The sequence below is a fragment of the Agromyces sp. ISL-38 genome (assembly GCF_018613935.1).
Classification (GTDB): domain Bacteria; phylum Actinomycetota; class Actinomycetes; order Actinomycetales; family Microbacteriaceae; genus Agromyces.
Genome location: NZ_JAGGPF010000013.1, coordinates 12,437 through 24,510 on the forward strand (window position 1 = coordinate 12,437; position 12,074 = coordinate 24,510).

13 protein-coding genes are annotated in these 12,074 nt (G+C 68.3%); 2 read left to right on the forward strand and 11 right to left on the reverse strand.

The window, feature by feature from the left end:
• Positions 1-156: 156 nt before the first annotated feature.
• Entirely contained in the window at positions 157-1,143 is a 987-nt protein-coding gene (locus J7E25_RS15145; protein ID WP_214871001.1) for an NAD-dependent epimerase/dehydratase family protein, read from the forward strand.
• A gap of 34 nt (positions 1,144-1,177) precedes the next feature.
• On the opposite strand, the gene pheT is transcribed toward J7E25_RS15145, so the two are convergent.
• From pheT to infC, 11 genes are all read right to left on the reverse strand, one after another.
• On the reverse strand, positions 1,178-3,703 hold the full coding sequence (pheT, locus tag J7E25_RS15150) for a phenylalanine--tRNA ligase subunit beta (protein ID WP_214871002.1): 2,526 nt from the start codon (positions 3,701-3,703) through the stop codon (positions 1,178-1,180).
• A gap of 3 nt (positions 3,704-3,706) precedes the next feature.
• Entirely contained in the window at positions 3,707-4,747 is a 1,041-nt protein-coding gene (gene pheS / locus J7E25_RS15155; protein WP_214871003.1) for a phenylalanine--tRNA ligase subunit alpha, read from the reverse strand.
• A 75-nt stretch (positions 4,748-4,822) separates the two neighbouring features.
• Positions 4,823-5,731, reverse strand: coding sequence for an amino acid ABC transporter permease (locus J7E25_RS15160; RefSeq protein ID WP_214871004.1), 909 nt, complete (start codon positions 5,729-5,731; stop codon positions 4,823-4,825).
• Positions 5,728-6,375 carry an amino acid ABC transporter permease gene (locus J7E25_RS15165; RefSeq protein ID WP_214871005.1) on the reverse strand — a complete coding sequence of 216 codons (648 nt, stop codon included), beginning with the start codon at positions 6,373-6,375 and terminating at the stop codon, positions 5,728-5,730. The genes J7E25_RS15160 and J7E25_RS15165 overlap by 4 nt, the downstream gene beginning before the upstream one ends.
• 69 nt (positions 6,376-6,444) lie before the next feature.
• Positions 6,445-7,311 carry a glutamate ABC transporter substrate-binding protein gene (locus J7E25_RS15170; RefSeq protein ID WP_214871006.1) on the reverse strand — a complete coding sequence of 289 codons (867 nt, stop codon included), beginning with the start codon at positions 7,309-7,311 and terminating at the stop codon, positions 6,445-6,447.
• A 54-nt stretch (positions 7,312-7,365) separates the two neighbouring features.
• Positions 7,366-8,154: an amino acid ABC transporter ATP-binding protein gene (locus tag J7E25_RS15175; RefSeq protein WP_214871007.1), complete on the reverse strand. Its 789-nt coding sequence runs from the start codon at positions 8,152-8,154 to the stop codon at positions 7,366-7,368.
• A 53-nt stretch (positions 8,155-8,207) separates the two neighbouring features.
• On the reverse strand, positions 8,208-9,239 hold the full coding sequence (locus tag J7E25_RS15180; RefSeq protein WP_214871008.1) for a hypothetical protein: 1,032 nt from the start codon (positions 9,237-9,239) through the stop codon (positions 8,208-8,210).
• 9 nt (positions 9,240-9,248) lie between these two features.
• The gene (locus J7E25_RS15185; RefSeq protein WP_214871009.1) at positions 9,249-10,076 is read right to left on the reverse strand and encodes an RNA methyltransferase; all 828 of its coding nucleotides are present in this window, start codon (positions 10,074-10,076) and stop codon (positions 9,249-9,251) included.
• Between the two features lie 74 nt (positions 10,077-10,150).
• On the reverse strand, positions 10,151-10,537 hold the full coding sequence (gene rplT / locus J7E25_RS15190; protein ID WP_129522281.1) for a 50S ribosomal protein L20: 387 nt from the start codon (positions 10,535-10,537) through the stop codon (positions 10,151-10,153).
• Positions 10,538-10,565: 28 nt separating this feature from the next.
• Positions 10,566-10,760 carry a 50S ribosomal protein L35 gene (gene rpmI / locus J7E25_RS15195; RefSeq protein WP_129522282.1) on the reverse strand — a complete coding sequence of 65 codons (195 nt, stop codon included), beginning with the start codon at positions 10,758-10,760 and terminating at the stop codon, positions 10,566-10,568.
• A gap of 55 nt (positions 10,761-10,815) precedes the next feature.
• A complete protein-coding gene (gene infC, locus J7E25_RS15200) occupies positions 10,816-11,433 on the reverse strand; it encodes a translation initiation factor IF-3 (protein ID WP_129522283.1) in 618 nt (205 codons plus the stop codon).
• 261 nt (positions 11,434-11,694) lie between these two features.
• On the opposite strand from infC, the gene J7E25_RS15205 reads away from it, so the two are divergent.
• Positions 11,695-12,045: a DUF1844 domain-containing protein gene (locus J7E25_RS15205; RefSeq protein WP_308164605.1), complete on the forward strand. Its 351-nt coding sequence runs from the start codon at positions 11,695-11,697 to the stop codon at positions 12,043-12,045.
• Positions 12,046-12,074: the final 29 nt, after the last annotated feature.

Genomic DNA, 12,074 nt, shown 5'->3' on the forward strand with positions numbered 1-12,074 from the left:
CGAGCGGTGGACATGGAGCGACCTTATCGGCCGTTGAGCAGCTTCGCAAAACCGGGGGTTCTCCCGACGCCCCTCCACATCACCTGAGCGAACGGCGGCGGATGCCGCAGGCATAGGCTCGGATGAGCGCCCACCATCGTCGTTCGAGGAGGATCCATGGCTCTGCGTGTGCTGTTCATCGGCGGCAACGGCATCATCAGTTCCGCATCGAGTGCGCTCGCCGTCGAGCGCGGGCACGAGCTCACCCTCCTGAACCGCGGGCGGAGCACGCTTCGCCCGCGGATCGACGGCGTACGGCACCTCGTCGGGGATGCCGGCGATGCGGCATCCGTCGCCGCTGCGATCGGCGACGAGACCTGCGACGTGGTCGCGAACTTCCGGTCGTTCTCACCCGCCCAGGTCGCACGCGACCTCGAGCTGTTCGAGGGGCGCTGCCGTCAGTACGTGTACATCTCGTCGGCATCCGCCTACCAGAAGCCCGTCTCGCGGTTGCCCATCACCGAGTCGACGCCGCTGCGCAACCCCTACTGGCAGTACTCGCGCGACAAGATCGCGAGCGAAGACCTTCTCGTCGCGGCCTACCGCGAACGCGGGTTCCCGGCGACGATCATCCGCCCGTCGCACACCTACGACGGCACGAGCGTTCCACTCCTCGGCGGGTGGACGGCGATCGAGCGGATGCGTCGTGGTGCACCGGTCGTCGTGCAGGGCGACGGCACGAGCCTCTGGACCATGACGCACACGCGGGACTTCGCCGTCGCCTTCGTCGGACTGCTCGGCAACGATCGGGCGATCGGCGAAGCGTTCCACATCACGTCCGACGAGGTGCTGACCTGGAACCAGATCACCGATCTGCTCGCCCACGCAGCCGGCACGACCGCCCAGGTCGTGCACATCGCGAGCGAGTCGATCGCCCGCGAGTTGCCCGAGCACGGGCCCGGCCTGCTCGGCGACAAGGCGCACTCGGTAATCTTCGACAACAGCAAGGTGAAGTCGCTCGTGCCCGAGTATCGCGCGACTACCCCGTTCTGGCAGGGTGCGCGCGAGATCATCGAGTGGCACGATGCCGACGCCTCGAGGCCAGTCGTCGACCCGCAGCTGGATGCCGCGTTCGACCGGCTCGTCGCGCGCTTCGGCGGGTAACGACTGGCAGCTGGCCGGCGTGTGGCTGCCGGCACTACTCCCGGATCGCCGCGCCCGCGCGCTCGGCGGCGAGGGCGGCACCCGCGAGCTTCGCATCGCTCGCCTCGGCCGCCGTCAGCGTGCGGTCGGGCGCCCGGAAGCGCAGCGCGAAGGTGAGGCTCTTCGACCCCTCGGGAACACCAGGTCCGCGATAGTCGTCGACGAGCCGCAGGTCTTCGAGCAGCTCACCAGCGCCCTCGCGGACGGCGTCGGCCAGGGCCGCGGCCGGCACCTCGAGCCCGACGACGAGCGACAGGTCTTGCGTCGCGGCCGGGAAGGTGCCGATCTGGTGGGCCTCGAGGCCGGGCTCCGTGAGTTCGATGACCGCGTCGAGATCGAGCTCGACGACCGCCACCACGCGAGGCAGGTCGGCCGCCGCAGCGAGTGCCGGCAGCAGCTCCCCCGCGTAGCCCACGTTGCGGCCTGCGACGCGCAATTCGGCGGTGCGGCCCGGGTGCAGCGCCTGGTGCGATCCCTGCACGACCTCGATCTCGGCGCCGGTGGCGAGCGCGATCTGCCGCACGGCGTCGAGTGCGTCGACGATGCCCGCGGGAACGGCGGGCTGGCCGGGCTGCTTGGCCACGGCATCGCCGAGGAGCAGTACGCCCACGTGGCGCGGCTGCGCCGGGATGCCGGCCTGCAGGGCGTCGAGCTCATCGTCGCTCGGCTTCGCGTTGCCGACGGGTAACTCGGCGGAGCCGTACTCCCGGCCCGGCTCGGGCAGGAAGACGAGCCCGAGCTCGAAGAGCGAGAGGTCGGTGAGGCCGCGCGAGAGGTTGCGCCGGGCCGCCCCGATGAGTCCGGGCAGCAGCGAGCGGCGCATGAGGGGTGCTCCCGCGTCGAGCGCATTCGCCAGGCGAACGGATGCCACGGGCCCACCGTCGGCGCTGCTGTAGGTGGCGTTCTCGTGCTCGGTCGCGAACGGGAAGGCGAGCACCTCGGTGGAACCGGCCGACGCGAGCGCGTCGGCGACCCGGCGGCGCAGGCGCTGCGAACGCGTGAGTCCGCGACCGGGGGGCGCGACGGGAAGCACCGACGGGATGCGGTGGTACCCCGCGAGCCGGGCGACCTCCTCGGCGAGTTCGGCCTTCCCGGTGAGGTCGGGTCGCCATGACGGCGGCACGACCTCGAATCCGTCGTCGGTCGCCGTGATGATGCCGCCGACCTCGGCGAGTGCGTCGTGCACCTCCTGGTCGGTGTACTCCACCCCGATGAGCTCGGAGACGAAGCCCCTCGGCAGCGTGATCGCCTCGCGCGCGGCGACCTCGCTGATGAGGGAACCGCCGAGGTCGGCGGTGCCGCCGGCGAGGTCGACCATGAGCTGGGCGACTCGCGACACCGCAGCGGGCGGAATCTCGGGGTCCACGCCGCGCTCGTACCGCTTCGCGGCCTCGCTCGGAAGCTTGTGCCGCCGGGCTGTGCGGGCGATCGAGACGGGATCCCAATTCGCCGCCTCGATGAGCACGTTGTGCGTCGACTCGCCCATCTCGGTCTCGCCGCCGCCCATGACGCCGCCGAGGCCGATCGGGCCGCGGTCGTCGGTGACGACGAGGTCCTCGATGTGGAGCGTGCGCTCCTTGCCGTCGAGCGTCGTGAGCTTCTCGCCCGGCAGGGCGCGACGCACCCGGATTCCGCCGCGCAGCGCGTCGAGGTCGTAGCCGTGGATCGGCTGGCCGAACTCGAGCATCACGTAGTTCGTGATGTCGACGAGGAGCGAGAGCGAGCGGATGCCGGCGAGCTTCAGCCGCGCGACCATCCATGCCGGCGTCGGGCGTGCGGGGTCGACGCCGCGAACGATGCGCGTCGCGAACACCGCGGAGCCGGCCCTGCCGCGGATCGGCGCGTCATCGTCGATGACGACCGGGAAGCCGTCGGCCGCGGCATCCGTCGCCGTGACCTGCTCGACGGGGTCCCGGAACCGCGCACCCGTGGCGTGCGCATACTCGCGCGCGACGCCGCGGATCGAGAACGCGTAGCCGCGATCGGGCGTGACGTTGATCTCGACGGCGGCGTCGTCGAGCCCGAGCAGCGCGATGGCGTCGGTACCGACGGGCGCGTCGATGCCGAGCGTCGAGAGCCGGAGTATGCCCTCGTGGTCGTCGCCGAGACCGAGCTCGCGGGCCGAGGCGATCATGCCGTCGGACACGTGCCCGTACGTCGTGCGCGCGGCAATCGGGAACGGGCCGGGCAGCACTGCGCCCGGCAGCGTCACGACGACCTTGTCGCCGGGGAAGAAGTTGCGGGCGCCGCACACGACGCCGTGCACCGCGTCGCCGCCGTCGGCGGCCGTCTCGCCCTCGGGCGCCACGCGCACCTGGCACCAGCGGATGGTCTTGCCGTTGGATTGCGGCTCCTCGACGAACTCGAGCACCTCGCCGACGACGATCGGGCCCTCGAGCTCGAACGTGTGCACGTCCTCCTCTTCGAGGCCCACCTTCACGAGGGCGGCATGCACGTCTTCGGGCGTCGTGCCCGGCACGAGTTCGACGTACTCCGCGAGCCAGCTGAGCGGCACTCGCATGCTTTAGACCACCATTCCGAACTGCTGGGAGAAACGGATGTCTCCCTCGACCATTTCGCGCATATCCTGCACGTCGTTGCGGAGCATCAGGCCGCGTTCGATGCCCATGCCGAAGGCGAACCCGGTGTAGACCTCTGGGTCGATGCCGGCGGCCTTCAGCACGTTCGGGTGCATCATGCCGCAGCCGCCCCACTCGATCCAGCGCGCGCCGCCCTTGAAGGTCGGGTGCCAGAAGTCGAGCTCGGCCGAGGGCTCGGTGAACGGGAAGAAGCTCGGCCGCAGGCGGATCTTCGCCTCGTCGCCGAAGATCGCCTTCACGAAGTGGTCGAGCGTGCCCTTCAGGTGGGCCATGGTGAGGCCCTTGTCGACCGCGACGCCCTCGAACTGCATGAACACGGGCAAGTGGGTCGCGTCGAATTCGTCGGTGCGATACACACGACCCGGCGCGAGCACGTAGAGCGGCAGCTCTCGTTCGAGCATCGAGCGGATCTGCACGGGGCTCGTGTGGGTGCGCAGCACGAGGTGCGCCTCGGGGGGGTCCACGAAGAAGGTGTCCTGCATCGCGCGCGCCGGGTGGTCGGCGTCGAAGTTCAGCGCGTCGAAGTTGAACCACTCGCTCTCGACCTCTGGGCCTTCGGCGATCTCCCAGCCCATGCCGGTGAACACGTCGCACACGCGGTCTTGCAAGAGGGAGAGCGGATGCCGCGCGCCGGGCGTGTACCGCGACGGCAACGCCGTGACATCCACCGCCTCGGCCTCGAGCTGCGCGGCCGCCTCGGCCTCGACGATCTCGGCCTCACGCGCGGCGAATGCCTGGTTCACTCGCCCGCGCGCACCGCCGACGAGCTTGCCGAGTGCGGCCTTCTGGTCGTTCGGCACGTTGCGGAGCTCGGCGTTCAGGCGCGCGAGGGTCGACTTCTCCCCGGCGTGCTCGGTGCGGACAGACTTCAGCGCGGCGGAATCGCCGGCCGACGCGATCGCCTGGAGGGCGGCATCGACGGCCGATTCGGCGGAGTGCTCGGTGATTTCGAGGGGCTCGGACACGAAGAACGAGTCTAGCGGGCGGGGTCGGGAGTTCCGTGCCGCAGGCCCCGCTCGGCCAAGACCGGCGGAGTCGCGTCAGGGTGCCGCCGACTGCCGCGCCGCGGCAGCCGCCTCGAGCATCGCCTGGCCGGGATCGGTTGGATCGAGTCGCTTGCCGCTCGACTTGGACGCGGTGCGCTTCGAGAGCCAGCGCGCGAACCACGACAGCGAAAGGTTCATGGTGAGGTACAGCGCGAGCGTGATCACGAACAGGGAGAACAGGTATCGGTTGCCGTAGAAGCTCCCGAGGTTGTTCATGTCCACGCGCAGCAACTCGGTGTACCCGACGATGAAGCCGAGCGAGGTGTCCTTCAACAGCACGACCAGTTGCGCGACGATGATCGGCAACATCTGTCGGAACGCCTGCGGGAACTCGACGAGCATCTTGGACTGAAGCGGGCGCATGCCGAGGCTGAGACCGGCTTCGCGTTGCCCTCGTGGCAGCGAAGCGAGTCCGGCGCGAAGCGCCTCACCGATGAGCGCTCCGTTGTAGAGCGAGAGGGCCGCAACGACGGCCCAGAATGCCCCGGTGTTCAGTACCAGCAGGATGAAGAGCATCATGAGCAGCACCGGCATGCCGCGTACGAACTCGAGCACGACGGCGATCGGCACTCGGATCCACGCGGTCTCCGAGCTGCGCAGCAGAGACAGGACAACGCCGAGGATGAGCGCGAAGACCGACGCCGTGAGCGCCGCGCTGAGCGTGCCGACGACACCCTGGAAGACGATGAACGACCACACCTGGGGGTCGGCGAAGATGTTCCATCGAGTCGGGTCGAAGAACCCCGGTAGCGTGATCCCGCCGCTTTGCCGCGGGGCGGCGAGCGTGAGCGCGATCCAGCCGAGTCCGGCGAGGATCAGCAGCCCTGCGACGATCGAGGAGATCAATGAGGTGCGACGGGCCTTGGGACCCGGCACATCGAACAGGACACTCGGGCCGCTCATCGCTGCACCACCCACTTGCGCTCGAGTTGCCCGGCGATCACGCCGAGCGGGACGGTTATCACGAGATAGAGCGTCGCGACGCCGAGGAGGATGGCGATGACGGCGTCACCGTTCGCGTTTGCGAGCTCGCGGCCTGCCGCGAACAGCTCGAAGACGAAGAAGCCGCCGGCGACCGACGTGTTCTTCGTGAGGGCGATGAAGACGTTGATGAGCGGCGGGATCGTCATGCGGAACGCCTGCGGAAGCACGATCATGCCAACGGTCTGGCCGAACCCGAGCCCGACACTGCGCGCCGCTTCGGCCTGGCCGACCGGCACTCCGTTGATGCCCGATCGGAGTGCCTCTGCGACGAACGGCGAGGTGTACACGGAGAGCCCGATCATCGCGGCGACCTGGTACTCGAGCCTGGAGCCGAGGTACGGCAGGATGATCGCGCAGAAGAGCAGCACGAGCGTGAGCGGGGTATTCCGCACGAGCTCGGTATAGACCGTGGCGAACGCCCGCAGCGACGCAACCGGCGAGATACGCATGGCGGCGATGATCGTGCCGATCACGAGCGCCGAGATGCCGCTCACCCCGAGCAGCAGCAACGTCATGCTGAAGCCGCGCCAGTACGTCGGCAGATTCTCGATGACCGCGTCCACGAGTCTCCGTTTCCTGTCAGATGTGGGTGGGATGCGGCCCGGGCCGAGATGGCCCGGGCCGCAAGCCGATCAGTAGCGGTCGACTGCCGGCGGTTCCACGTACGGCAGCACCGTGCCGGCCGTGGAGTTCCACGCCTCTTCGTAACGACCGTCTTCGTAGGCTTCCTCGAGCACGTCGTTGATCCAGTCACGGAACTCGGTGTCGTCCTTGGCGAGGCCGATGCCGTAGGGCTCCTCGGTGAACGGCTCTCCGACGACCTTGAACTCGCCCTCGTTCTGGGCTGCAAGGCCCGCGAGGATGACGTTGTCAGTCGACACGGCGACCACCTGACCGCTGCGCAGCGGCTCGAGGCAGTTCGTGTACGTGTCGGTGAGCACCGGCTCTGCGCCGATCTCCGCGAGCTTCGCGGCGGGAGTCGAGCCCGTCACCGAGCACACCGGCTGGCCGACGAGGTCGTCTTCGCTCTTGATGTCGTCGTTGTCGGCGAGCACCAGGATCGACTGACCGGCCATGTAGTACGGACCGGCGAAGGAGATGACTTCCTTGCGCTTGTCGTTGATGGTGTACGTCGCCACGACGAAGTCGACCTGGCCGTTCTCAATGAACGGCTCGCGGTTCGCCGAGACGGTCTCGACCCACTCGATGTTCTCTTCGTCGATGCCGAGTTCGCTGGCGATGATCTTCGCGATCTCCACGTCGAAGCCCTCGGGCACGCCCGACGGGCCCATGAGGCCGAACAGGGGCTGATCGAACTTCGTGCCGATCGTGACCTTGCCCGCCTCGGCGAGCTTCGCCATGGTCGTGCCGGCCTCGAACGTGGGCGCCGGCTCGGCCGTCGGCTCCTCAGCCGCGTCGTTGCCGCCTCCAGCGCAACCGGCGAGCGCGAGCGCCGACACCGCGGCGGCCGCGACGAGTGCGATTCTCATGCGTTTCATGTCTCTGCCTCTTCTTCCTGTGGGTGTTTCCCCGCCGCTCGTGGCAGCGCAGGTCTAGTGCTCGAGGATCTTCGAGAGGAAGTCCTTCGCGCGGTCGGACTTCGGGTTGTCGAAGAACTCCGCGGGGGTCGCCTCCTCGACGATGCGGCCGCCGTCCATGAAGAGCACCCGGTCGGCCGCCTTGCGGGCGAAGCCCATCTCGTGCGTGACGACGATCATGGTCATGCCGTCTTTCGCGAGGCCGACCATGACATCGAGCACCTCGTTGATCATCTCGGGGTCGAGCGCGCTCGTGGGCTCGTCCATGAGGATGAGCTTCGGGTTCATCGCGAGCGATCGGGCGATCGCGACGCGCTGCTGCTGGCCGCCCGAGAGCTGCGCGGGCATCTTCTTCGCCTGGTTGGCGACACCGACCCGGTCGAGGATCTCCATTCCCCTCGCGTCGGCGTCTTTGCGCGACATCCGCTTCACGCGGATCGGCGCGAGCGTGACATTCTCGAGCACAGTCTTGTGCGCGAACAGATTGAACGACTGGAAGACCATGCCGACGTCGGCCCGGAGCTTCGCGAGCTCCGCTCCCTCTTCGGGCAGGCGCACGCCGTCGATCGTGATGGTGCCCGAATCGATCGTCTCGAGCCGGTTGATGGCGCGGCAGAGCGTGGACTTGCCCGAGCCGCTCGGTCCGATGACGACGACGACCTCGCCGCGATTCACCACCGTGTTGATGTCGTTCAGCACGTGCAGATCGCCGTAGTGCTTGTCGACCTGGTCGACCACGACAAGGGGTTCGCCGCGACGAACGGAGATGTTCGAGGTCGCGGGCGCCGGTTGGGTTGGCTCCATACCCCCAAAACTAGTGGTCCCGCGGAGCCCGCGGCCAAGCAACCGGGCGGAGGTTACCTATTCGTAATGCTGGACTGCGGAATGCGGTGGATCGAGGACACGTCGTGCGCCGTCAGCCAGACTGCCCCTCCACCTACGGCGATGCTGCCACTCCCCTCAGCCGGGCCGAGGCGTGCAACCACGGCATCGGCGGCGGGATCGACCAGTACCGCGAGTTCCTCGGTCGTTCGGACCCACACCTCCGAGTCCGTGGCGATGATGTCCCCGCCGGCGATGTGACCGGTCGACGCAGGGATCGTCGCAAGGACCGCCCCGTCGGCGGGATCGACGCGACTCACCGTTCCGTCGCCCTGGTTCATCACCCAGAGCGACCCGGCACCACTGGCGATGAACGCCGGTTGCGGACCGACGGCGACGCGGAGGGTCTCCTCGCCGGAGACGGGGTCGAGTCTGACGAGCTCACCCGTCGCCGGCGACGAAGCCCACAATGCGTCCCCGGCGAAGCGGAGCCCCTGCAGCCCTGCCGTGACCTCGAAGGTCCGCACGATCGCCCCGGTCGACTGCTCGAGACCGAGCAGTGTCAGTGGGCCACCGACGAACAGCCAGACCAGCGTCCCGTCGGAGGTGATGGAGGACTCGACCCTTGGGGCGAGTGGCAGGGGGATGTGCACCGCAGCAGCTGGATCGTCGAGCGGCACGCGAACGACCTCGGGCGTCGGGGCAGGGGTCGCAGCCCACAGCGCTCCGCCGGCGATCTCGAGCGCGAGCGGAATCTCGCCGACCGCGACCTCAGCCGTCTCCGTGCCGTCCATGAGGTCCATGCGCACGAGTCCGCTGTCGACGTTCGCGACCCACATCCCGTGCTGCTCGCCGATGAGCCAGTCGGCGAATGGTTCGGCGTGGATCGTCGCCGCGCCGAGCTCCGCAATGTCGATGAGGTCGTCGGTGCCCCCCGAATCGGTCGCCGACGACGACGGCGTCGGTTCCGCCGTCGTCACGACCGGTTGCGCCGAGCACGCAGCCAAGAGCGGCAGCGACATGAGGACCATGGTCGTCGCGCGCGCACTCCTCTGCGGATTGCTCACGCGCACAGGCTACTCCGCGCGGGTGCCGTTCACGAGTGCCGAGCGCTGTGCGAAGGCACTCTCATAGAGGCAGACGGATGCCGCGGTCGCGAGGTTCATCGACTCGGCATGCCCGTAGATCGGCACCGTGACGACGCGATCGGCGAGCGCGAGCTTCTCGTCGGGCAACCCGTGCGCCTCATTGCCGAAGAGCCACGCCGTCGGTTCGGCGAGCACACCCTCGTTGCGCGCAGCGAGCAGGTCTTCGCCCTTGACGTCGGCGGCGATCACCACGAGTCCGGCTGCACGGGCCCGCTGCAGCACGTCTTCGAGTTCGGCGCCGACGGCGACCGGGAGGTGGAATATCGAGCCCGTCGACGCCCGAACAACCTTGGGGTTGTAGAGGTCGACGGCGCGGCCGGTGAACACCACGGCGTCGGCGCCGGCGGCATCCGCTGCCCTGACGATCGTGCCGGCGTTGCCGGGGTCGCGCACCTCTTCGAGGATGGCCACGAGTTTCGGGCTGCTCGCGAACACGTCTTTCACCGCGGTCGGGAACTGGTGGCACACGGCGACGAATCCCTGCGGCGTGACCGTGTCGGCCATCGAGTCGAGCACCTCTTCGGTGACGAACTCGAGGTCGACGCCTGCGTCGACCGCCGTCTCGGCGATGTCGGTATAGCGCTCGAGCGCACTCGGGGTGGCATAGAGCTCCACGACGAGCTGCGGGCGGAACGTCAGCGCCTCGGCGACGGCCTGCGGACCCTCGAGCAGGAAGAGCCCGCTCTCGGCTCGCGCGGTCTTCTTCGCGAGCTTCGCAACGGCCCGCACGCGCGGCGATCTGGGGTTCTCGAGCATGGCACCCAGTCTAGGGTCGAGACGCCGAACGGCCCGGCACCCCGAGGGTGCCGGGCCGTTCTGAACAGACGTGCCTACGCGGCGGTCTTCGGGGCCGAGGTGTCGGCCGGGAGTGCCTGCTTGGCGCTCTCGACGAGTGCCGCGAACGTCGCGGGCTCGTTGACGGCGAGCTCCGCGAGGATGCGGCGGTCGACCTCGATGCCCGCAAGGCCGAGACCCTGGATCAGGCGGTTGTACGTCAGGCCGTTCGCGCGCGACGCGGCGTTGATGCGCTGGATCCAGAGGCGACGGAAGTCGCCCTTCTTCTGGCGACGGTCACGGTACGAGTAGACGAGGGAGTGGGTGACCTGCTCCTTCGCCTTGCGGTACAGGCGCGACCGCTGCCCGCGGTAACCTTCGGCGCGCTCGAGAATGACCCTGCGCTTCTTGTGGGCGTTGACCGCCCTCTTCACTCTTGCCATGACTCTGTTTCTTCCTTAATCCGACGGCTCAGCGGCCGAGAAGCTTCTTGATGACCTTGGCGTCGGGAGCCGACACGACCTTGTCCTGGTTCAGTCGGGCCTTGCGCTTCGAGGCCTTGACCTCGAGGTGGTGGCGCATCCCGGCCTGCTGCTTCTTGATCTTGCCGCTGCCGGTGATCTTGAAGCGCTTCTTGGCCCCGGAATGGGTCTTCTGCTTCGGCATCTCGTCTTTCTCCTTGATTCTGCCGCCACGCGAGTGGCGGACGGGGGGTGCTGGCCTAGCCCTCGGCGGGCTCTGCCGTCTGCGGCTCTGCGTCGGCCGGGGCATCCGCCGGTCGCGCCTTCGCCGCAGCGCGCTGTGCGTTCGCCTCGGCCTTGGCCTCGGACTTGTTCTTGAGGGGCCCGATCACCATGACCATGTTGCGGCCATCGATCGTGGGGTTGTGCTCGACGGTGCCGTACTCCGCGACGTCTTCTGCGAAGCGCTGCAGGAGGCGCACGCCCATCTCGGGGCGCGACTGCTCGCGGCCTCGGAAGAGGATCATGGCCTTGACCTTGTCGCCGGTCTTCAAGAAGCCGATCGCGCGCTTCATCTTGGTCTCGTAGTCGTGCTTGTCGATCTTGAGACGGAACCGAACTTCTTTGAGGATCGTGTTCGCCTGGTTGCGCCGGGCCTCTTTCGCCTTCTGCGCAGCCTCGTACTTGTACTTGCCGTAGTCCATGATCTTGGCGACCGGCGGCTTCGAGTTCGGCGCGACCTCGACGAGATCGAGATCGGCCTCCTGCGCGAGCCGCAGGGCCACCTCGATCTTCACGACGCCGACCTGCTCTCCACCAGGACCCACGAGGCGGACCTCGGGGACGCGGATACGGTCGTTTGTACGGGGATCGCTGATGCGTGTACTCCTCTACTCAAGCTGTTTCGCTCGACGGGAGGCGGATGCCGCCCGTCGACGAGAGCGGAAGATCCACGCAAACCTGCACGGATTCACACCATGCGGAACTGCGGCACCCTGTCTACTTCCACGCCTTGCGACGCGGAAGCGGAGTGCAATCGACCCGGTAACCTTGATGAAGCGGTATGCGCGGGTGGGAGAATCTCCACTTTCGTACCGGGGACTGGCCCCGGGCCCGCAGTAGTCTAACAGAGGATGTCCGTGAGCGACAGTTCAGACGAGTCCACCGTCGTGGGGGCCACCCGTGACATCGCCGAGGTCGCCGCGGTCGAGATCATCACGACCGCCGCCGTGCACCTCATGAGCGCGGCCGCGGTCAAGGTGGGCCTCGCCGACGATCCCGGCGAACAGGTCGATCTCGACGAGGCGCGCAAGCTCATCAACGCCCTCGCGGGCCTCATCACGGCCGGGGCGCCGGAGATCAGCGACATGCATGCCCGGAGCCTCCGCGACGGCTTGCGCTCGTTGCAGCTCGCGTTCCGCGAGGCATCCGTGATCCCCGACCCGATCGGGCAGGGCCCGGGCGAGAAGTGGACCGGGCCCGTCACCTGAGCGCGCCCGTCGGCTGAGCCGGCGCTCTG